This is a genomic window from Halomonas sp. SpR1 (assembly GCF_031010175.1).
Lineage (GTDB): Bacteria > Pseudomonadota > Gammaproteobacteria > Pseudomonadales > Halomonadaceae > Vreelandella.
Genome location: NZ_JAUAMB010000007.1, coordinates 48,231 through 68,895 on the forward strand (window position 1 = coordinate 48,231; position 20,665 = coordinate 68,895).

The following is a 20,665-nucleotide window of genomic DNA, read 5'->3' on the forward strand; positions in this document are numbered from 1 at the left end:
CACCCTTCACTCATTGCTATCGCGAGCGTAAACATCATCTAGACGCTCAATATCGTCTTCGCCCAGATAGCTACCCGACTGCACCTCGATCAGTTCAAGGGGGATTTTGCCGGTGTTTTCCAGCCGATGCAGTGCCCCAATAGGGATATAGGTAGACTGGTTTTCAGTTACCAAGAAGCGACGCTCTTCTAGCGTTACCTGCGCGGTTCCTCTCACCACGATCCAGTGTTCAGCCCGGTGATGGTGGCGCTGCAGCGATAAACGCCCGCCAGGCTTTACAGTAATACGTTTGACCTGATAACGCTCGCCGCTGTCCATCGCCTGAAAACTGCCCCAGGGGCGCTGTACCTGGGCCGCCGTACATGGTTCATTGCGACCCGCCCGGATAAGCGATGTCACCAGTTGCTTTACCTGCTGCGCCTGATTGCGATGAGCCACCAGTACGCAATCCGATGTCTCCACGACAATCAGATTATCCACACCCAGTGTGGCTACCAAGCGATGCTCGCCAAACACTAACGAATCTTGCGTATCGGTCAGCCAGGTATCGCCTTTGGTGACATTGCCCGCAGCATCAGGCGTAACGGTTGCCCATAGCGCATCGAAACTGCCGATATCACTCCAATCGGCTGCCAAAGGCACCACAGCAGCGCGATCACAGTGCTCCATCACCGCATAATCAATGGAGTCAGCCGGGCAGCGTCGAAACGCCGCTTCGCCCAAGCGTAGAAAATCCAAGTCCCGGTGCGCTCCGTCAACCGCCTCCACGCATGCCTCAAACATCTTTGGCTGTAACCGCTTTAGGTGGTCTAAATAACTGGAGGCACGCAGCAGAAACATACCGCTGTTCCACAGGTAATTGCCGCCTTCGACTAACGCTGCAGCACGCTTGGCGTCCGGTTTTTCAATAAAAGCGGCAAGATGGTGACCACCTTCCAGTGGCTCGCCGCAGGCAATATAGCCGTAACCCGTTTCAGGCTGTGTGGGTACAACGCCGAAGGTAACGAGGTAACCTGCTTCGGCTAACGGTACGGCCAATGAAACACTGTGCTGGAACGCCTGTACATCACCGATCACATGATCAGCCGGAAGCACTAGCAGCAGCGGGTCATCGCCAGTGTGACGCGCCAACAGTGCCGCACAGGCAATGGCCGGGGCGGTATTGCGGCCTTCAGGCTCAAGCACCACGGTAGCGGTTTGATCCATTTCGCGCAGCTGTTCAGCCATTAAAAAGCGATGGCTATGATGGCCCATCAGCATCGGCGCTGTGTCGGTTAAACCGGCTAAGCGGCTTAGAGTTTGTTGGAGCAGGCTCTGGGAAGAGGTTAAACACAAAAACTGTTTCGGCATCTGTTCCCTGGAAAGCGGCCATAGCCGTGTGCCGCTGCCTCCACTTAAAATCACTGGCTGAATCATTGCTGCGTCCTTGTCTTTGAAACAGGGGCTAACCGTGAATCAGCGGCTACACCCACTGCTAACTCTCCAAAATCGGCATGTAGCCAGTGGCGTAACTGGCTCATTCTAGGCGCACTGCTCACCTCTTCGAGCGCAGGCAGGGTGCCGGGAACAAAGCCACGCTTTATAAAGGGCGCCACTAGCTCAGGGTCGCCACTAATAATATGCACCGGTACTGCCGCGCTGGCATCGTCACCGGTAATTAGCGGCGCGGCTTGATGGTCTCCCAGCACAATCATCAGGGTATTATCATCCACTACGCGCTCGGCCCAGCGGCCAGTGACTTTTACAGCGTAGTCCACTGACCAGGCGTAGTGGTCGCGAATGCGCTCGATGTCCTGCCACAGCACTTCAGGCGGGTCGCCGGCGCTCCCCCAGGGGGCAAAAATATGTCCATCGCCAATCGATGACCAATCCTCCAATACCGGCAGAATCGGCGTCCAGGGTGCATGACTGGAGATCAATGCTAACTGAGCAAACACCGGCGTCTCGCCCAGCAAGTAGCGCTGGGTATAATCGAGGGTAAACTGATCTGGCATGGTGACCCAGTTGAGAGCAGGCCCGGCATAGGCGATATCATTCGCTGCGGCAATTTCATCAAAACCGTAGGCCTCTCCTTCCGGCCAAGCCAGGGTAATCGCGGGCATCACACTCAGGGTGCGCTGACCGGTGGCACGAAAATCATCGATCAAAGTGGAGTGACCGCTGTCGAGCATCAACCGATACCACAACTGATTGTCGATCCATCGACCACTGAGGGCCGTCGCGTGAGCCAGCCAGGACTGCCCACCGCGAATAGGCGCTGCCAACATACCAGAAACCACGTGGAGGTCGCGCTCATCCAGCCGCTGCTGCATCTCGGCTAGCGTAGGCAGCAGAACGCCGGAATAACGTGGATTATCCAGCGCCGAGATACCGTAGGACTCAATAAAGGTGAGCAGTACATTACGGCCTTCAAGCCCCGGTAGCGGCTGGGCTTCCAGCGGCGCGGCTTCCAACTGAGCGGTAAAGGCGAGGCGAGCGGCGTGGGTATCGGTCATTTGCTGCCACTGAAAGCGTGTCGTGTCCACCATCGGTAAACGTGCACTATCCACTAGTCGGATTCCATTAAGCTCAAGCGCCGCGCTGGTAGTGGCAATGATTAGCAGCGTTAACGCCACCGCACCAGGCAGCCGCTTAACAGAGTAGGCTACGGGTGGCAGCAGCAGGCGCACCAAAATTAGTGTGATGGCGAGCAACAAGGCAACCCCTGCCAGCATTGCGCAAACTGCCAACAGTTGACCTACATTACCTACTAGCAGGTGATAAATTGAGCGCAGCAGAGGCACATCAAAATAGAGGTTGAGTGGCCGGGCAAAGGCCATTTGGGTGGCGGCAGTGCCTAGATTAGCGGCGGTTGCCAGCACCACCCAACAGACCAGCCCAATCGCTACGATACGGCGCGCGCGTCCAGCGGGGAGCAGTAGCATGAGTGGCGTGATAATCAGCGCCTCCCAAGCGAGCAGGTGCGTACTGATATCGCCAAAGCGCCACCAAAGTGGCACGATGAGTAGGAAATTCAGTATTAGCAGCGTTAATATTAATCGACTCATTGCCCCCTCATGTTTGCCTGCTTTAGCTGACAGTTTCAAAGATATACCCTTTAGTCTCAAAGCAGAGCTGTACCCAGTCACCAGACAAGAGAGCAAGGAATAAGGCTGCTGAAAAACACAACTATCATGTACTGCAATGTTTTATCGTATAGTTATTGTGTAAAGATTACACGCTTTGCTTGGCCATGCGTTTTTGCAGGTCTTCACCGGAAAGGATTTCGCTTATGCGTTGTAGCTATGTTGATATAAGGCAGGTTGCTAGAGGGTCGGTTGGTAAATGGCGAGCTGATAAATGGCGAACTGATAAATGGCGAGTTAATCAATGGATAATTTTACTCAGCTGTACGCTAGCCTTACCGGCGTTTGCCGAAGATGATCAACATTTTAGTGAGGTTATTGAACGCGCCCAACAGCTGGCTGAAGAGGCTTATCAAGCCCCGCAAGAAACACTGCCTGAGGTGTTACGGGAGCTTGACTACGATACTTACCGGCAAATCCGCTTTGACCCCGAACACGCCTACTGGAAGGACGAAAGCCCCTTTAGCTTGCAGCTATTTCATAGCGGCTTTCTGTTTCAAACCCCGGTTACCTTGAACGTTATCGACAATGACACGGTAACGCCGCTGCCCTTTTCTGCAGAGGACTACTCCTACGATGGCAATGCCGCAACGCTAAAAGAGCAAGACTTAACCGGCAGCGACCATGCGGGGTTTCGCCTCCACTACCCACTCAATAACGACGACTATGCCGATGAATTTGCGGTGTTTTTGGGTGCCAGCTACTTCCGGATTGTGGGGCGTGACCAGGCGTACGGACTCTCCACCCGAGGTCTGGCAATCGATACGGCGTCTCCCGAGGGCGAAGAGTTCCCGGCCTTTCGCGAGTTTTGGTTATATAAACCCGACGCGACTAGCGAACAGATTGAGCTATTGGCGTTAATGGATAGCCCCTCGGTCAGCGGTGCCTACCGGTTTGTTATCCAACCCGGTGAGAATACCCAGGTAGAGGTCGAGGCCGAACTCTTTGCCCGTGAAGATATTGCCAAACTAGGTGTCGCGCCGCTCACCAGTATGTTCACTTACGGTGAGGCCAGCCGCCAGCGGCCGGACGATTTTCGGCCCCAGGTACACGACTCCGACGGGCTGCTGATACATACCGGTAGCGATGAGTGGATCTGGCGCCCGCTGAGCAACCCCTCTCATCTGCGTACATCGGCTTTTATCGACGACTCCCCCCAGGGCTTTGGGTTAATGCAGCGGGAGCGTGACTTTAACCGCTATTTAGACACCGAAGCCCAGTACCACCGCCGCCCCAGCCAGTGGGTTGTACCGCTGGATGAGTGGGGCCCGGGTCACGTGGAGCTTGTCGAGATTCCGACCCCCGATGAGACCCACGACAATATCGTCGCCTACTGGGTCGCAGACGATACGCTGGATGCAGGGGAATCCCGCCGATTGCATTACCTCACCCACACGCTGAATACCCAGCCAGAAACGCATGATCTCGGTCGTGTCATTCGCACTCGCCATGGCAGCGCAGGTGTGCCAGGACAAGCGGACTCCTCCTCGCAAGACCAACGCCAATTTATCGTCGACTTTCAGGGTGGCGCGTTAGCGGATATTAGCCCCGACCAGCCTGTGGAGTTGGCTATCAGCGCCCAGCAAGGCGAGGTGCTGCTGCCTCAGGTCACCGCGCTACCTAACAATGGCTGGCGGGCTAGCTTCCGTCTGCCCGCCAGCGATCAACCCAGCGATGTTCGTCTCAGGCTCACCTTAAACGACGAGCCGATTAGCGAAACCTGGAATTACGTGTGGTACCCCGATGACCAATAACGCTGCTAAAGCAAACCCTATACCGCCAACATCTTTGCGGATAAAGGCATGCCCGTCCTGGGAGCCTAACTAATGCGGCGCATGGCGCTTCAACGACTGCGTAGCGCGGGTGGGCTAGCCCGCTCGCTGTTTATTTACTGGCGCCCGGGGCGCCAGCGTGGACTACAGCGTCTCTACCAGCCTTTCATTCAACCAGGGGCCGTTGCCTTTGATATTGGCGCGCACCTAGGCGACCGTAGCGCGGCTTTTCATGCACTGGGCGCCAGTGTAGTGGCGCTAGAGCCCCAGCCCGACCTAGCCAAGTGGTTTAAGCGCCTGGTGAAGCCGCCGACCATTACCCTGCTACCGATGGCGGCAGGCCCGACGGCAGGCTTTGCCGAGATTGCTATTAGCCCCAGCAACCCGACCCTTGCCACGCTTGCCACCAAATGGCGTGACCAAATTGGTCAACGCAACCCAGGCTTTAGCCAGGTACGCTGGGAGCAACAGCTGCGTGTGCCGGTGACCACACTGGATGCGTTAATCGAAGAATACGGCGAACCCAGCTTTATCAAAATCGATGTTGAGGGTTTTGAAGCGGAGGTTCTAGCAGGACTAAGCTGCCCAGTAGCGGCATTGTCGGTGGAGTTTGTGGCCGGCGCCCTGGAGGTCAACCAGGACTGCGTTAACCACTTAAGCCGTCTTGGCGAGTACCGCTACAACGTGGTGGCTGGCGAACAGCGCCACTTCCGCTGGGTAGAGTGGCAAACGCCTCAAGCGGTTAGCGAGTGGCTAAACGCAGGGGCCGAAAAATTACCATCTGGCGATATTTACGCTTGTCGCTCTGACCATCCGCTACTGACGAACAACGCTAACTAACAGGTTGTGTATTAATGATTCACCACTGGCAAACCCTCACCGCTCCGCAGCTTGCTGACTTCGCCCAACGCGACCCTGTGGCGGTACTGGTACTTGGGGCCATTGAACAGCACGGCACCCACCTCCCGCTAGCCACCGACCTGACCATTGGCGAGGGGCTGCAGGCCGCCATGTTAGAAGAACTAGATCCGAACCTGAACGTTATCTGCCTACCGCCGATTGCGGTAGGCGCCAGTGACGAGCACGCCAGCTTCCCCGGCACGCTCAGCCTGCCTGCACCGCTGGCCATTGCCACGCTGGAAGCCTACGGCGACAGCTTAGCCCGGGCAGGTATCCGCCGCCTGGTACTGCTTAATAGCCACGGTGGCAATAAGGCGGTGATGGATTTAGCGGGGTTAACGCTGCGGCGGCGACATAGCATGCGCGTCGTCAAAGCGACCTACACGCGGCTGCCGCCTTTAGAAGGTGCTATTGAGGCCGAAGAGCTTCGCTACGGCTTGCACGGGGGGTTACTCGAAACCGCCATGATGCGCTATTTGGCACCGACCCTTGTAAAGCTGGGTGGCTACCAGGCCACAGCGCCTGCGGCCCCCAAAGGCGATGCATTGGTGAGCGCAGAAGGCGCTGCCGCATTTTCCTGGTTAGCGGAAGACTTAAGCACTCACGGTGTCGCTGGCGATGCCCGCCACGCCAGCGCTGAATTAGGCGAACAGTTGGTGCAGCATTACGCCCGCCAGTTGGCCGCCGTGGTGGCGGAAACGGCACACTTGCCACCGCTGGCCAACTAACATCGCTGAAACAGCAGGGAACCGTTCTAGCGAGGCCCCATCAGGTTCAACGCTGGCCGGATAGTACGTCCTCCAACAAGTGTCCACCACGGGTGGCTTTGGCATTCAGGTAGCGCTGGTTATGGTCGGTGACGCTGCCATACAGCGCTTGGCGGGAGACCACCTCGATGCCGCCCTGGCGTAACGCTTCCATCTTCAAGGGGTTGTTGGTCAGCAATTGTACCTGGTCAATGTCGAGGGCATTCAGCATATCCACTGCCACGGAGTACTGGCGCTCATCGTCACCAAAACCGAGTACCTGATCCGCATCCACGGTATCCAAGCCACCATCCTGTAAGGTGTAGGCGCGCAGCTTATTAGCCAGGCCAATGCCCCGGCCCTCTTGGGCCAAATAGAGCAGCACGCCGCCACCCATGGCTTGAATATCCGCCACGGCGTTGCGTAGCTGCTCACCGCAGTCACAGCGCAGGCTGCCAAACAGGTCGCCGGTTAAACATGCCGAGTGAAGGCGTAGTGGCACCGCGCCTTCCCAGCGCTCCGGCTTACCGATCACCACCGCAACGTGCTCGCGCAGACCGTCCGGCTCGCGGAAAAGCACAAAACGGCTGTCGGCAGCATCCTCAAGGGGAATATTCGCCTCACTTACCCGTTTGAGCATACCCGGCGCCCCGGCAAGGCAGCGCTCAGCGTCTTCAGCGGTGACTTGCAGCAACCGCCCTTCTGCCAGCTGTTGTTCAATAGCCGCTGAGGCCTCTTCGCTCACAAAGGCACACAGCGCTGCAGGAATCAGCAGCGCACGGCGCATCAATGTCACCGCGCCTCGTTCGGCCAACCCTGCAGGCTTTAACCCGCTGATAAGCCCTCCAGCAGGCTGCGAAAGCGCTTCCGCTGTGGCCAGGCCATGCAGCTCGTGGGGGCTAATATGAGCAGCCAACGGCAAGCAGGCTGCTTCAGCGGTTACCTTTATACCCATCGCCGCCAGGCGGTGACGGGTAAGCACCAGTGAAGGCCGCTCGCCCGCTAACTGGGCAAGTGCTTCGACTGACTCACTGCCTTCCAGCGCCTGCACTAGCAACCGTTGCTCACCGGCATTCACCACCACAGGCAAGCCTCGACGAATATCGAAAATAGCGCGTTCAATCTGGTACATATAGGCCTCCTGGCTTCCTTACAAGGGGGGTGGTGCATGCTTGCTCTAAACAACTTGCTCTCAACAGACCAGAGCCCGCATGATTAAGCGAATTTTTTAGCACGGAGGCGTCATGCCCGAATCCCATCTCGACATTATTGCGCTGGCCGATGCCTGGGAGTGGCTGTTGGCCCTGCGTCATCAGCGTCATTGCGAGGTGGCCATTGACGTAGCGCCAACCGGCGAGTGGCAAACGGCTCAAAGTGTTACCGCTGAGGCGCGTGAGCTGCTCGATTGCCTGACCCCGCTGGCCAGTCGGCCTGCGTGGGTAGTGGCCCAACTGGGGCAGAGCATGGATGGCCGCATCGCCACGGAGAGCGGACATTCCCACTACATCAATGGCCATGAAAGTCTGGTTCACCTGCATCGCCTGCGCGCCCTGGTCGATGCCGTAGTCGTCGGCGCGGGTACCGCCAGCGCCGATAACCCGCAGTTGACCGTGCGCCACGTTAGCGGCAGCAATCCGACACGGGTGGTGCTCGATCCTCGTGGCCGGGTTCCCAACAACTTGGCACTGCTGAGCAGCGATAGCGCCCCGACGCTGCATATTGTGGGGCCTGATGTGGCGCTGACGGGGTGTGACGCCCATGTTCAGCGCTGTGTGCTGCCGCTGAATGCCAGCGGTCAGTTCACCCCCAACGATGTTGTTACTCTGCTGGCCAACAAAGGCCTGCCGCGGGTATTGATAGAGGGCGGCGGCATTACAGTGTCTCAGTTTATCGAGGCGGGCGCCGTTAATCGGCTGCACCTGCTGGTCGCCCCGCTGCTGATTGGCTCCGGCAGGCCAGGGCTGAAAATGACGCCCATTGAGACCCTTGAGAGTGCGCTGCGCCCGCCCTCGCGGACTTTCCGCTGTGGTGACGACACCCTGTTCGATCTGCGATTGCGGGATACCACCGCTTGAAGGCTGCGCTTTTTCGCGATGGCTCAGTGCCACCCAGATGCCCGGTAGGCTCGCCAGCAGCACCAACACCCCGTAGGACAACGACACCGCCACGCCCTGCGCGGGCGGCAGGCCGACCAGCGCCCAGACACCCGCAGCGGCGCCTTCGCGTAGCCCCCAGCCAGCTACCGAAAACGGAACTAGCATGGCCAGCAACAGTACCGGTGTCAGTGCCAGCACCTGTAACGCCGGTAACTCAACCCCAATTGCCCGAGCCGCACAGACCATAACCAGACCGTAGCTCAGCACGATCACCAGTGACGAGAGCAACTGCTGGGGCCACACCCCTTGTCGCAAAAGACCTCGTCTTACATCGTGAGCCAGAGCTTGGCACCAGTGCGGCAGCTTTGCTAACCAGTGACCAAAACGCTGGCGCAGCAGTAAACCACTGACGATGACCGCCGCAAGAGTAGCTAATGCGCTTAAGCCCACCGCTGTGATCAACGCTCCTCCCAGCGCAGCATGCCAGAGCGGTGAAAGCAGCAACGCCGTTAACGTGAGCACTACTACAGCGATCTGCCCCGAGGCACGCTCAATAATCACCGCTCGCCAGGCCCGCCCCTTAGAGGGCGCTTGGGTGGCATGGCGGTGCGCCCGCCCAGCGTCGCCTAATACGCCGCCAGGCAGAAGCTGATTGACCAGCAACGCCAAGTAGTATTCACGCAGGGCATAAGCAAACCGCAGCGGGACATCGATCAGTCCCGCGGTCAACTGCCAGCGCCAGGCGCAGAGCATGATTTGCAGCGTGCTGATGGCTAGCGCCAGTACGACCCACTCTGCCGAGAAACGCTGCACCTCCGCCACGACAGCCTGGGGTTCAACCCACAGCGCCACCGCTATCAATAACGCAGCGCTAACCAGCCCGCGGCGAAACCACGGGCTGGTTAGGCGAGTTTGCCAACGCTCAGCAAGACCCATCGACTTACGCCTCTTCCTGAGGCATAGCAAACAGGTCACGGTGCCCTACCCAAATACCCAGCTTGCCATTGGCCACCGCTTGCTGACGCTGCTGCAGCCAAGTGGCAATCCGCGCCGCGGCTTCTGGAGCTTGCTCGGTGGCGGCTTCGGCCCACCCCTCGAGCAGCGCCATCATCAGCGGTTGCAGCTTTTGACTGCCCGCAGCGAGCTGCCATGGCGTTTCGGCTTGTTCAACGCGATAATCAGCCTCCTCTAACTCGCTGACTAATGCCTGGTGAGCCTGACCGCCCAGCGCATCGCCTAGGCCTTTATTGCGATGCTGGTGAGCAATAAACAGCGCCAGCAGCCAATGGTCTTCGTCATCCACCACCGGCGCGCCGTGAGGATCAATAAAGTGCCACTCACCGGTCACGCTAAGCGCTATCAGCAGTGCCTGCTGCTGCCCGGCAATGCGGGCCACCAAGGCGTCGATCCACTGCTGGGAAACCAGATCCAGCAGCGCCGATGCGGTGACGAGGTGCGCATCGTCGAGCGGCACATCGGTCAGCGCTTCCAGCGATACGCAATGGCTCTCAACGGCTACAGGCTGCCCTCGGCGATTACTTAACCCGGCGGCTCGCTGGCGCGCCTGGGCTAACAAAATAGCGTCGTGATCGATCAGCTTCCAGCGCTGCTGGCCGTTCAGGTGCGGCGCCAAAAAGCGCAGATTACTGCCCCGACCGCAGCCAAGATCCGCTATCAGGGGTGTAGGGGTGTACGCGCTCAGCCACTCTGAGGCAAGCGCCGCAAGACGCTGGCTACGGGACACAACGTCGGCTTCCTCGCGCAGCGCCAGCCAGTTGGATTCAAACTGGCTCCCTGCGCGTAAAGATACAGTATCGCTGGGCGCGGTTAACGCCGCGGCAAACTTAGCGCCCGCAGCCTGCCAGTCACTCAACGCATTCCGGGCCTGGGCAGCGCCCTGGCGCAGTTGCTGGCGTAACTCCTCGTCATGACAAAAACGGCTCAAAGCGTCTTGAAGCGCCTCACTATCTCCCGGCTCAACGCTTAGCCCGGCACCCGCAGGCAAGGTATCGCGCAGCGCACCACCAGTGGTAGTAATCACCGGCAGGCCGTGGACCAGGGCTTCGGTGACCACCATGCCATAGCCTTCATACCAGGAGGGCAGCACCAGCGCGTGGGCATTGCGATAAGCCGCTTCCAGCGTCTCGCTATCACACTCGCCATGCAGGCGCACGCAGTCCTGTAAGCCGTTCTGCTCAATCAGTTGCTCTACGCGCCGAGTGAACTCAAGGTCACGTGCGCCGCCATAACAGTCACACTGCCAGTGGTCACCGGCGACGCCCGAGAGCGCTTTTATCAGGATATCCTGCCCCTTGCGCGGCGTTAGCGTTGCCACACACAGCAAACGTAAGGTTTCACCAGGTTCAGCTGCGGAGCTAATCGGTGCCTGGGCCACGCCCGGTTCAACCACTGTTACATTAGCGTTGAGGGGGAGAGCGTAGTGGGCAGCCAGCTCAGATAAGCGCCGGGCGGTAAACTGGCTGGTGACGATAATCCGTGCCACGTGGTCAAGGGCGGTTAACTCACTGCGATGAAAGCGCTGCTGCTCGGCCTCATCAAGGCCCAGCTCATCGCCTAAGGGGTGGTGCAGCAAGGCGGTGATTTCCAGCCGTTGGGCATGCTGCGCAATCACCTCCGGCAACGCCCCCATGGCCAGACCATCAATTACCACCGCTGACTGGTCGGGAAGCGACTCAAGGGCCTGAGAGAGGGCTGACGCCGCCTCGGCATCAGCGTCGGGGAAGCGGCCCGCTAGGCCAACCACTTCAATTTCCCAGCCCTGGTCACGCAAAGCCGAGACAATCTGGGCGTCATAAATATAGCCGCCCGTACGCTGAGCGGGGTCACCGGCAACGACTAAGGTGAAGCGCTGACTCATAGCGCGCCTTCGAAGCTGGCCCAAGCCACATGGGATTCATGCAGCTTGATCTCCATATGGGTAATCCCCTTGGCGGTGGTACCCATTTTGCCCTCACCAATCGCCTTGGCGAGCTGGTCAAAGATCACCTTGGCCATAAACTCGGTGGTAGTGTTTTTGCCCTCAAACTCAGGCACTTCATCCAGGTTGCTGAAGTTGTAGTCAGCCAGTACCGATTTCACCGTTTCGCTAGCCAGACCGATATCGATGACTAGGCCATCCTCATCCAATTCAGGACGCTGAAAGACCACATCCACCACATAGGTAGCGCCATGAGTGCGCTGAGCGGGGCCAAATATCTCGCCATTAAAACTGTGGGCGATCATAAAGTGGTCACGAACACATAAACGAAACATAGAGACTCCAAGTAGGGCTAAATAAGTTATGAGGGGTAGCGCAGGCGGTGACAGAGCTCAGCGCTGCCTGGGCCAAACAGCTTAGGGGCCAGCATGGGGAGCTGGTCAAAGTCGCTTTCGCCGCTAATCAGTGCATCCAACCGCTCGTCTACCAGCAGGCCCAACGCTAATTGAAGGCGCCGCTGGTAGCCCCAGCGGGGACGCAGCTTGGGCGGCAGTTGACCCACCTGGCTAGCCTTGAGCGTCAGCCGCTGGGAGTGAAAAGCGCCGCCCAACGGAATCGCGACGTCCCCCTCGCCAAACCAGCTCATTTCGATAATGCGCCCTTCGCTGCCGACTAATTCAAGCGCTTGGCGTAAGCCCGCGGTCTGGCCGCTGGCGTGAATCACGCAATCCTGGTCTTGGACAGCTTGTTCGGGGGTACAGAAAGCCACGTCCAACTGCTCAGCGAGCTGGTGACGTTCAGGGTTGATATCGACCAACTGGACAGTAACGCCGGGCACCTGGGCGCACAGGTACGCTACCAACGCACCCACCACGCCCGCGCCAATCACACTCACCCGTTCACCCAGCATCGGCTCGGCGTCCCACACGCCGTTAATGGCAGTTTCCATATTGGCAGCCAAGACAGCCCGCTTCGCAGGTACGCCGGCGGGCACTTCCAGCACCGCCGAAGCAGGCACAACGTAGTAATCCTGATGGGGGAACAGGCAAAAAACGGTCTTGTTTAGAAGCGCCTCAGGCCCTTGCTCAACGCGACCAACGCTGCAGTAACCGTATTTGACCGGTGCGGGGAACTCCCCCGCCTGAAAGGGGGCACGCATGCGCAAAAATTCACTTTCGGGCACGCGGCCATTGAACACCAACGACTCGGTGCCACGACTGATACCGCTGTACAAGGTGCGCACAAGCACTTGGTCTTGGGTCGGCGCAGCAAACTGTTCGCTACGCAGCTCGCCTTGTGCCGGGTTGGTTACCCAAAAGGCTGTGGCACAGCTTTTTGAGCCAACATAAGCTTTATGACCAACATAGGCTTTATGGTCAACATCGTCAGGCGCCGACATAAGCGTTCCTTTTCGTTACGAGCCCACTTGATCCGGGCTCTCTTTCATTCCGTTGAATGTGGCTTGGCACCATTGCGCTGCAAGTTAGGAGTAAGAGGCACGTCGTGTGACTCAGCCTCCAAGCGTAATATGTGACCATGCTTTGCATGGCCCTGGGCAGAACAGTTTTCAATGGTTCACCATCTTCAGCGTAGCGGGTGAAAAGAAAATATTCGATTAACCATTTGGAACAATTGAAACTAACCCATCCATTTCTTGATCCTATGGACAACCCTACCTTCTTCTACAAGAATGGTACATATAAAAATAGTTGCATCATTTATTTCAACTGCGGACAACGATTCCGCTTCGTGAGACACCATGCCACTCTTCTCTAACGCTTCATCTTACACCCTGCCTAAACGTCTCTATGGCGCTGCAGAGCTACTGTTGGGCGGCATGTTGCTGATATTTTTGGGCAAAGGTCTGCCGCTCTTAATGGTGACTGCCGCAAACTGGGGGGTGGCTATAGGCTTCTACATATTTATATCCACCCTGGTCATCATCTTCTGGCCTTACGGCTCACTAGGCTGGGCAAACCGAGTCACGTTGGCCCGAGCGGTTTTGGTTGCTCTCGTGGCCGGCGCGCTCGCCGACAATGCCTTTGTAGGCGGTATCTGGCAATGGCTGACGATCGCGGTGGTCGCTCTGCTATTGGATGGTGTTGATGGCTGGATTGCCAGACGCACGAAAAGCCACACACGGTTCGGTGCGCGCTTTGATATGGAGCTGGATGCCCTACTGATTTTGCTACTGTGTGCAGGCTTGCTACGGCTGGAATCGCTGGGGCTTTGGGTGCTGTTAATAGGCGGAATGCGCTACCTGTTTATTGCTGCCAGCTGGCAGTTCCCGTGGCTCTCAAAACCGCTGTTTGCCAGCTTTCGACGCAAGGCTGTTTGTGTCTGGCAAGTGATAGCACTACTGCTGGCGTTGACACCTCTCACGTCTCATCTTCTTGCCAGCCTGCTCGCCATTAGCGCATTGATATCTCTTACCTATTCATTTGGTTTTGACGTTTGGTGGCTGTACCGAAAAACACAGCGCTCCTAGCACGCTGCATCTTATTAGCGAGCCGCTTGGCGGCTCCGAGCGGTAACGGCTTGGATAAGCTGTTTCTTCCTGACTCTAGTTATTTCGTTTACTGGGAGACCGTCGCGCGTATGACCTAGTGCTGGTATTACCTCGTAGGGGTGTACCCGTTGTCTACGATGACGCAGTGATTTCCTTATTGCAGAAGGCTCACTCTTTTTTATGCATTCTTTGATATCGATGAAAATACAAAAAAGCCAGCTTTCACTGCGCATGAAAGCTGGCTTTGCTTAATCAATTAGGCTTTTATGCGTCTTAGGCAGCCATCGCAGCGCACTCACTGGCGCAATGATGGCACGCTTTGGCACACTCCTGACAATGCTCAGCATCGTGTTTGGCACACTCATCGCCGCATGCTTTACACATATCAGCGCATATCCGACAGATTTCCTTGGCGTATTCACTCCCCTGAGCCATGAAAGAGGCTGCCAAGCGGCATATCTGTGCACATTGCCGATCCAAACGGATGCACTCTGCCATCATTTTTACATCAACTTCCTGCAAGCAGGCCGCTGCGCAAGAGTCACAATAAACCGCACACACATTGCACGCTTCAATACATGACTTATTTTTTTCAAATTCCATCTTTCTACCCTCCTTGTCATCAAGCGAACGCACGGCCTGCTACCTGAACAGGCGTGACAAACCGCATGGTGAGTTCCTGAAGAACCCATTTAAAAGAGTAGAACAGAGAGCTTGCAATACAAGCGCAGCAAGCTGCGCCACTTGAGCTCTAACACTCCAACCCCAGGCGCTGGTGCCACTCGGCAAGGCTTTCATCCGGGTACTCATCGAAGCATTTATCCTGGAACTGGGCATTTACCTCAACCCAATCCGCCCTGCTTCCCAACATCATGTGTGTCCGCTTGGGTGGTGTTGGCAGAGGTGTATCGATTGCTGAGGCGAAAGGGTGTACAAGTTCGGGCCAGTCAGGGTCATAAACCCATAGCGACGTAGCGCAATGCTTGCAAAAATGCCGCTCTCCCGTGCTTTGCACACCATTAATGACCGCTCGGTAGATCGAGATGTGCTCATCGCCACTCACATTGAGGGTTTTACTATCGCCGCTGAGGTTGATGGCATAGCCGCCGCCACCTGCCGTTTTACGGCAAATAGAGCAGTAACAACGGTTGAATGGGTAGGGATGCTGAGACCTTACACTAAACGTCACGGCCTGGCAGTGGCATGATCCTTTGAGCAGCATAGTTACCTCCGTTTGCAGCGGTTACTCAAAATAAGTATCGAAGCGCGACTGCATGAACCGAGTGCGGTCTTCAGCTCTCTTTTAAGTTCTCTTTTAAGCTCTCTTTTAAGCTCACTCCTAACATCTTAGCGCATAGGATCTCCGTCGCTTTCAACGGGAATGATGGTTGCTGTTGGGGGGAGCGTTTCAACGCTCAGTCTTTAAGGCTTGCAGCAGTTCGGCCACGGCCAGTTCCCCTTCGGGTTCGTCAAACGCTTGGGCCAGAGAGCCTTGCACAAAACTTAAAAAACGATAGGCGGCAGGCGGTAAACGACGCTCTCTGCGCACAACAAAATGCCAGCGGCTTTTCAGCGGGAAACCTTGCAAAGGCAGCTCTTGAACACCTTTGGGCGAATCCGCCACTACGTGGCGGGACAGCACTGCCAGCCCCATCCCGGAGGCCACCGCCAGCCGGATCGCCTCATTACTGGCGATCTGCTGAGTAGAGCGCAGCTCGATACCCGCGCTGTATAGCCAGGCATCAAAGGTATGTCGTGTCGCCGAGCCCGGTTCACGCAGCAGGAAACGCTCTTCTTTCAAGGCCTCCATGGTGAGGTCGTTTACATTCGCCCAACGGCTATTTTCGGGCCCTACTACCACCAGCGGATTGCTCAGAAAAGGCGCGGCCATTACGGCGTCGTCCGCAGGCGGGTGGCTAAATACGTAGAGATCGTCTTCGTGGCGCTCAAAGCGATTGAGCATCTGCTGACGATTACCGATCTCAACCGTGACGTCTACCTGTGGGTTAGCCTGACTGAAGGGCCCCAACAATCGCGGCAGCACGTATTGGGCGGTGTTCACTAGACCAATACTAAAATGGCCGCGGCCGCCGCGGTTGTATTCGTCCAGATACTGGCTGAACACATCGGCGCGGCTGAGCAAGTCCTGACTTAGCTGATAGAGCGCCTGGCCGACCTCTGTGGGCACTACGCGGCTATCTTCCTGGCGCACGATGGGTTCGCCGACAATTTCCCGCAGCCGTTTCAACTGCTGAGACACCGTTGGCTGGGTCAGATGAAGCCGATTGGCGGTGGCGGTAATCGAACCTGTGCGTACCACGTCGGCATAGACCTGCAGCAGGCGGAAGGTCAGTTGTCGTACTTTCATCGCTTACACCATAGATAATCATCTATGACTATATAAAGTTTATTTGTTTTCATCAATCTCTTGAGGTCGCTAAAGTAGCCGCCCGACCAACTTTTCAGGAGATTTCCCGTGCCGGATATTGTGGTGATGTTCTTTGTGTTAGGTGTGATTGCCGGTGTGGTGCGCTCCGATCTCAGCATTCCCAAAGCCGCTTATGACATTTTGAGCCTGCTGCTGATGCTGACCATTGGTCTTAAGGGCGGCATGGCTCTGCACGGGAGCCTGGATGCGGCTCTGTTAATCGAGCTTGCCGGGGTTACCCTGCTGGGCATTTTAATCCCGCTGATCATCTTCCCCGTTGTTCGCTACCTGGTGCGGCTCTCTTTGGCAGACAGCGCCAGCCTTGCTGCCCACTACGGTTCGGTTAGCGCCGGTACCTTCGCCGTCGCCCTGGCCTATACCGAAGCGCATAGTCTGATGACCGGCGGGCAGGTAACGCTTTATCTGGTGCTGCTTGAACTGCCGGCGATAATGCTCGGGATTTTGCTCTATCGGCGCTTTAGCCGTGAAGGCTCAGCCACGTCGATGTCAGGCCTGTGGCACGAAACCCTGACCAATCGCGGCGTCATACTGCTGGTAGGCGGCGTTTTGATCGGCTGGTTATACGGGCCGAATGCCGGCGAATCGGTGACCAGCCTTTACACCAACGCTTTCCAGGGCATTCTGGCACTGTTCCTGTTGGAAATGGGCCTGGTCGCGGCAGAGACGCTGCGCAGCCTGCGCTGGGGGCACAGCCGCCTGATCATCTTTGCCTTGGCAGCACCCGTTGTGCTCTCCTGCTTGGGTTTGATGATGGCGTACTGGCTTGGGCTGCCCGCTGGCTCAGCGATTATTCTGGCAAGCCTGACCGCCAGCGCCTCCTACATTGCCGCCCCCGTCGCCATTCGCGCCGCAATTCCAGACGCCAACATTGGCCTGGCCATGCTGGCGTCGTTAGGACTCACCTTCCCCTTCAATGTGCTGATTGGTATTCCGCTCTATCATCAACTCTGGGGATGGCTGGCGGGGTGAAGCGTGCCCTCCAACGTCGAGCTGTGATGACTGACCAGCGGCCGAGAGCCGGAGAGCTTGCGCAGCGCCACGTAGAACACCGGGGTGAGGAATAGCCCAAACAGGGTAACCCCGATCATGCCCGCAAACACCGCTGTGCCCAGCGCCGCCCGCACCTCGGCACCCGCGCCGGTGGCGATTACCAGCGGCAGCACGGCAGCGGTGAAGGTAATGGAGGTCATGATGATCGGGCGCAGCCGCAGTCGGCAGGCTTCCAGGGCGGCGTCCACGACACTTTTGCCCTGCAGCTCCAGCTCGCGGGCAAACTCCACGATAAGGATGGCGTTCTTGCACGCCAGACCAATCAGCACCACCAGCCCCACCTGCACGAAGATATTGTTGTCGCCCCCGCCAAACCAGACGCCAATCAGCGCCGAGAGCATGCACATGGGCACAATCAGGATCACCGCCAAAGGCAGCGTCCAGCTTTCGTAGAGGGCCGCCAGCACCAAAAACACCAGCAGGATCGACAGCGGGAAGATCACCAGAGCGGCATTACCCTGGGTGGACTGCTGGTAGCTCAAGTCAGTCCACTCGAACGCCATGCCCGGCGGCAGCACGTCCAACGCCAATGCGTTGATGGCATCCATGGCCTGGGCAGAAGAAAGCACACGAGGATCCGCCTCCCCGGCCAAGTCCGCCGCCGGGTAGCCGTTGTAGCGCAATACCGGGTCGGGGCCGAAGGTTTGGGTGATATTCACCATGGTGCCGATTGGCACCATTTCTCCTTGGTCATTACGGGTGCGTAGCCGAGCGATATCTTCCACGCTGGCCCGGTAAGGGGCGTCCGCCTGGGCGATCACCTGCCAGGTGCGGCCGAAGCGGTTGAAGTCATTGACGTAGGTTGAGCCAAGATAGGTCTGCAAGGTATCGAACAGCTCGGTTAGCGGCACCCCTTGGGCTTTGGCCCTCAACCGATCCACCTCCGCATCCAGCTGTGGCACGTTGGACTGGTAGCTGCTGATCGGGAAGCCCATCCCTGGCGTCTGGGCAATGGCACCCTGGAGCTGATTGACTGCCTGCTGCAACGCCCCGTAGCCAAGATTGCCGCGATCCTCGATAAACAGCTGATAGCCTGAGCCATTACCGAGGCCCAGAATCGGCGGCGGCATAAAGGCAAACGCAAAGCCCTCCTTCAGCCCGCCGATGCCCTGGTTGATCCTGGCGTTTATCTCCGCGGCGGTCAGGCTGCGCTCGCCAAAGGGGCTAAGGGTGAGAAACACCACTCCCGTGTTGGAAGTATTGGTGAACTGCAAGGCGTTGAGTCCGGGAAAGGCAATCGCGTGCTCGACGCCTTCGGTCTCCATGGCGATATCCACTACGTCCTGGAGCATCTGGTCGGTTCGCTCCAGGGAGGCACCTTCCGGCAGGATAACGCCCGCAATCAGGTACAGCTTGTCCTGCACCGGGATAAAACCGGGCGGCACCACCTTGAACATCACACCCGTTCCCGCTAACAACAACGCATAAACCACAAATACCGTGCCCCGGCGTTTTAGGGAGCGCGCAACGCCGCCCTGGTACTTGTTGGCACTGGCGTTAAAGAAGCGGTTGAAGGGCCGAAACAACCAGCCGAATAGCCCGTCAATAATGCGGGTAAGTCGATCCTTGGGCGCGTCATGGGGTTTGAGCAACATCGCCGCCAGCGCGGGCGATAGGGTCAGGGAATTAATCGTGGAGATCACCGTAGAGATGGCAATCGTCACCGCAAACTGACGGTAAAACTGCCCGGTCACCCCGGACAAGAACGCCATGGGGATAAACACCGCACACAGCACCAAGCCGATAGCGATGATCGGGCCAGAAACTTCTTTCATGGCCTGGTGCGCCGCTGCCTGAGGATTGAGCCCTTCGCTGATATTACGCTCGACGTTCTCCACCACCACGATGGCGTCGTCCACCACAATGCCGATGGCCAGCACCAGCCCAAACAGGGTCAGCGTGTTGATGGAGTAGCCGAGCAAATAGAGCGCCCCAAAGGTACCGATCACCGACACCGGCACCGCCAGCAGCGGAATAATCGAGGCGCGCCAAGTTTGCAGGAACAGAGTCACTACCAGCACCACCAGCAACACCGCTTCCAGCAGGGTTTTCACTACCGCCTTGATAGAGTCGCTGACGAAAATGGTGGTGTCGTAGACCGCCTCATACTCAACGCCTTCCGGGAACTGTTCAGACAATTCATCCATGGTGGCCACTACCTGCTCACGGATCGCCAGCGCATTGGCGCCCGGCGCCTGGAAGATACCGATGGCCACCGCATTATTGCCGTCCAGCTGTGAGCGCAGGGTATAGTCTCCGGCGCCCATCTCCAGCCGGGCCACGTCGGATAGCCTGAGGATGTCGCCATTGTCACCGCGCTTGAGCACGATATCGCCAAATTCCTCGGCCGTCTCCAACCGCCCGCGGGCGTTGATCAGGGTCAGGAAATCACTCGATTCAATAGGCTCGGCGCCCAACTGCCCGGCAGAGACCTGAACATTCTGCTCGCGCATGGCCGCCACCACGTCGCTGGCGGTCAAATCACGCGCAGCGACGCGATCAGGATCCAGCCAGGCGCGCATGGCGTAGTCACCGCCACCGAAAATCTGGGCATCCCCTACCCCTTCGAGCCGGGCTAGGCGATCCCTGACATGCAACCGCACGTAGTTACGCAAATAAAGAGTGTCGTATTCGCCCCCCGGCGAGGTGAGGTGAACAACCATCAGAAAGGTAGGCGACTGCTTCTGGGTGGTGACGCCCTGGCGACGCACGGCTTCCGGCAACCGCGCCTCGGCCTGGCTAACACGGTTCTGCACCCGCACGGCGGCCTCTTCGGCATCGGTTCCCGGGCGGAAGGTGACGGTCATCTGCAGTACGCCATCAGAGCCAGCGACGGACTTGAAGTACATCAAGTCCTCAACGCCGTTGATGGCTTCTTCCAGCGGCGTCGCCACGGTTTCGGCAATCTCCTTCGGGTTGGCACCCGGGTAGACCGTGCGCACCACCACCGAGGGGGGCACCACGTCTGGGTACTCGCTGATTGGCAGGTTGGGAATGGAGATCAGCCCAATCGCCAGGATAATAATCGACAGCACCGCCGCAAAGATCGGTCGGTCGACAAAGAAACGGGAGAAATTCAT

Annotated in this window: 16 protein-coding genes and 1 pseudogene; 6 read left to right on the forward strand and 11 right to left on the reverse strand. The window is 57.8% G+C overall.

Annotation, left to right across the window (positions count from 1 at the left end; genetic code table 11):
* Positions 1 to 6 precede the first annotated feature (6 nt).
* Both QT231_RS07275 and QT231_RS07280 read right to left on the reverse strand, forming a co-directional pair.
* Positions 7 to 1,416, reverse strand: coding sequence for a mannose-1-phosphate guanylyltransferase/mannose-6-phosphate isomerase (locus tag QT231_RS07275; protein WP_308336248.1), 1,410 nt, complete (start codon positions 1,414 to 1,416; stop codon positions 7 to 9).
* Positions 1,413 to 3,047, reverse strand: a complete 1,635-nt coding sequence (locus QT231_RS07280) for an alkaline phosphatase (RefSeq protein WP_308336249.1) — start codon at positions 3,045 to 3,047, stop codon at positions 1,413 to 1,415. Before QT231_RS07280 ends, QT231_RS07275 begins: the two co-directional genes overlap by 4 nt.
* 224 nt (positions 3,048 to 3,271) lie before the next feature.
* Between QT231_RS07280 and QT231_RS07285 the strand changes: the two genes are divergently transcribed.
* The 3 genes from QT231_RS07285 to QT231_RS07295 all read left to right on the forward strand — a co-directional run bounded on the left by QT231_RS07285 (position 3,272) and on the right by QT231_RS07295 (position 6,525).
* Positions 3,272 to 4,879 (forward strand): glucan biosynthesis protein G, encoded by a 1,608-nt coding sequence (locus tag QT231_RS07285; protein ID WP_308336250.1) that lies wholly within the window; start codon positions 3,272 to 3,274, stop codon positions 4,877 to 4,879.
* Positions 4,880 to 4,951: 72 nt separating this feature from the next.
* Positions 4,952 to 5,737, forward strand: coding sequence for an FkbM family methyltransferase (locus QT231_RS07290; RefSeq protein WP_308336251.1), 786 nt, complete (start codon positions 4,952 to 4,954; stop codon positions 5,735 to 5,737).
* A 14-nt stretch (positions 5,738 to 5,751) separates the two neighbouring features.
* Entirely contained in the window at positions 5,752 to 6,525 is a 774-nt protein-coding gene (locus tag QT231_RS07295) for a creatininase family protein (RefSeq protein WP_308336252.1), read from the forward strand.
* Between the two features lie 46 nt (positions 6,526 to 6,571).
* On the opposite strand, the gene ribA is transcribed toward QT231_RS07295, so the two are convergent.
* Positions 6,572 to 7,675 (reverse strand): GTP cyclohydrolase II RibA, encoded by a 1,104-nt coding sequence (ribA, locus tag QT231_RS07300; RefSeq protein ID WP_308336253.1) that lies wholly within the window; start codon positions 7,673 to 7,675, stop codon positions 6,572 to 6,574.
* A 331-nt stretch (positions 7,676 to 8,006) separates the two neighbouring features.
* On the opposite strand from ribA, the gene QT231_RS07305 reads away from it, so the two are divergent.
* The gene (locus QT231_RS07305; RefSeq protein WP_308336359.1) at positions 8,007 to 8,618 is read left to right on the forward strand and encodes a RibD family protein; all 612 of its coding nucleotides are present in this window, start codon (positions 8,007 to 8,009) and stop codon (positions 8,616 to 8,618) included.
* A 57-nt stretch (positions 8,619 to 8,675) separates the two neighbouring features.
* On the opposite strand, the pseudogene QT231_RS07310 reads toward QT231_RS07305, so the two are convergent.
* The 4 genes and pseudogenes from QT231_RS07310 to QT231_RS07325 form a co-directional block, all read right to left on the reverse strand.
* Positions 8,676 to 9,575 (reverse strand): annotated as a pseudogene (locus QT231_RS07310) (YbhN family protein); the annotation flags it as partial.
* Positions 9,576 to 9,579: 4 nt separating this feature from the next.
* Entirely contained in the window at positions 9,580 to 11,517 is a 1,938-nt protein-coding gene (locus QT231_RS07315) for a glycosyltransferase (protein ID WP_308336254.1), read from the reverse strand.
* The gene (locus QT231_RS07320) at positions 11,514 to 11,912 is read right to left on the reverse strand and encodes a 6-carboxytetrahydropterin synthase (RefSeq protein WP_308336255.1); all 399 of its coding nucleotides are present in this window, start codon (positions 11,910 to 11,912) and stop codon (positions 11,514 to 11,516) included. The genes QT231_RS07315 and QT231_RS07320 overlap by 4 nt, the downstream gene beginning before the upstream one ends.
* A 26-nt stretch (positions 11,913 to 11,938) precedes the next feature.
* The gene (locus tag QT231_RS07325; RefSeq protein WP_308336257.1) at positions 11,939 to 12,976 is read right to left on the reverse strand and encodes a zinc-binding alcohol dehydrogenase; all 1,038 of its coding nucleotides are present in this window, start codon (positions 12,974 to 12,976) and stop codon (positions 11,939 to 11,941) included.
* A 360-nt stretch (positions 12,977 to 13,336) separates the two neighbouring features.
* Here QT231_RS07325 and QT231_RS07330 point away from each other — a divergent pair, with 360 nt between their 5' ends.
* The gene (locus QT231_RS07330) at positions 13,337 to 14,065 is read left to right on the forward strand and encodes a CDP-alcohol phosphatidyltransferase family protein (RefSeq protein WP_308336258.1); all 729 of its coding nucleotides are present in this window, start codon (positions 13,337 to 13,339) and stop codon (positions 14,063 to 14,065) included.
* A 294-nt stretch (positions 14,066 to 14,359) separates the two neighbouring features.
* On the opposite strand, the gene QT231_RS07335 is transcribed toward QT231_RS07330, so the two are convergent.
* From QT231_RS07335 to QT231_RS07345, 3 genes are all read right to left on the reverse strand, one after another.
* Positions 14,360 to 14,689 carry a four-helix bundle copper-binding protein gene (locus tag QT231_RS07335; RefSeq protein WP_308336259.1) on the reverse strand — a complete coding sequence of 110 codons (330 nt, stop codon included), beginning with the start codon at positions 14,687 to 14,689 and terminating at the stop codon, positions 14,360 to 14,362.
* Positions 14,690 to 14,837: 148 nt separating this feature from the next.
* Positions 14,838 to 15,308, reverse strand: coding sequence for a GFA family protein (locus QT231_RS07340; protein WP_308336260.1), 471 nt, complete (start codon positions 15,306 to 15,308; stop codon positions 14,838 to 14,840).
* 186 nt (positions 15,309 to 15,494) lie between these two features.
* On the reverse strand, positions 15,495 to 16,454 hold the full coding sequence (locus tag QT231_RS07345) for a LysR family transcriptional regulator (RefSeq protein WP_308336261.1): 960 nt from the start codon (positions 16,452 to 16,454) through the stop codon (positions 15,495 to 15,497).
* 108 nt (positions 16,455 to 16,562) lie between these two features.
* Between QT231_RS07345 and QT231_RS07350 the strand changes: the two genes are divergently transcribed.
* Positions 16,563 to 17,504, forward strand: coding sequence for a sodium-dependent bicarbonate transport family permease (locus QT231_RS07350; protein ID WP_308336262.1), 942 nt, complete (start codon positions 16,563 to 16,565; stop codon positions 17,502 to 17,504).
* Here the strand turns inward: QT231_RS07350 and QT231_RS07355 are convergent.
* Positions 17,477 to 20,665 (reverse strand): multidrug efflux RND transporter permease subunit, encoded by a 3,189-nt coding sequence (locus QT231_RS07355; protein ID WP_308336263.1) that lies wholly within the window; start codon positions 20,663 to 20,665, stop codon positions 17,477 to 17,479. The genes QT231_RS07350 and QT231_RS07355 overlap by 28 nt on opposite strands.

What these genes read in the sequence shown, in the direction of transcription:
- QT231_RS07275 (WP_308336248.1), bottom strand. Translation starts at nt 1,416, where the DNA reads ATGATTCAGCCAGTGATTTTAAGTGGAGGCAGCGGCACACGGCTATGG.
- QT231_RS07280 (WP_308336249.1), bottom strand. Translation starts at nt 3,047, where the DNA reads ATGAGTCGATTAATATTAACGCTGCTAATACTGAATTTCCTACTCATC.
- QT231_RS07285 (WP_308336250.1), top strand. Translation starts at nt 3,272, where the DNA reads ATGCGTTGTAGCTATGTTGATATAAGGCAGGTTGCTAGAGGGTCGGTT.
- QT231_RS07290 (WP_308336251.1), top strand. Translation starts at nt 4,952, where the DNA reads ATGCGGCGCATGGCGCTTCAACGACTGCGTAGCGCGGGTGGGCTAGCC.
- QT231_RS07295 (WP_308336252.1), top strand. Translation starts at nt 5,752, where the DNA reads ATGATTCACCACTGGCAAACCCTCACCGCTCCGCAGCTTGCTGACTTC.
- ribA (WP_308336253.1), bottom strand. Translation starts at nt 7,675, where the DNA reads ATGTACCAGATTGAACGCGCTATTTTCGATATTCGTCGAGGCTTGCCT.
- QT231_RS07305 (WP_308336359.1), top strand. Translation starts at nt 8,007, where the DNA reads ATGGATGGCCGCATCGCCACGGAGAGCGGACATTCCCACTACATCAAT.
- QT231_RS07315 (WP_308336254.1), bottom strand. Translation starts at nt 11,517, where the DNA reads ATGAGTCAGCGCTTCACCTTAGTCGTTGCCGGTGACCCCGCTCAGCGT.
- QT231_RS07320 (WP_308336255.1), bottom strand. Translation starts at nt 11,912, where the DNA reads ATGTTTCGTTTATGTGTTCGTGACCACTTTATGATCGCCCACAGTTTT.
- QT231_RS07325 (WP_308336257.1), bottom strand. Translation starts at nt 12,976, where the DNA reads ATGTCGGCGCCTGACGATGTTGACCATAAAGCCTATGTTGGTCATAAA.
- QT231_RS07330 (WP_308336258.1), top strand. Translation starts at nt 13,337, where the DNA reads ATGCCACTCTTCTCTAACGCTTCATCTTACACCCTGCCTAAACGTCTC.
- QT231_RS07335 (WP_308336259.1), bottom strand. Translation starts at nt 14,689, where the DNA reads ATGGAATTTGAAAAAAATAAGTCATGTATTGAAGCGTGCAATGTGTGT.
- QT231_RS07340 (WP_308336260.1), bottom strand. Translation starts at nt 15,308, where the DNA reads ATGCTGCTCAAAGGATCATGCCACTGCCAGGCCGTGACGTTTAGTGTA.
- QT231_RS07345 (WP_308336261.1), bottom strand. Translation starts at nt 16,454, where the DNA reads ATGAAAGTACGACAACTGACCTTCCGCCTGCTGCAGGTCTATGCCGAC.
- QT231_RS07355 (WP_308336263.1), bottom strand. Translation starts at nt 20,665, where the DNA reads ATGAATTTCTCCCGTTTCTTTGTCGACCGACCGATCTTTGCGGCGGTG.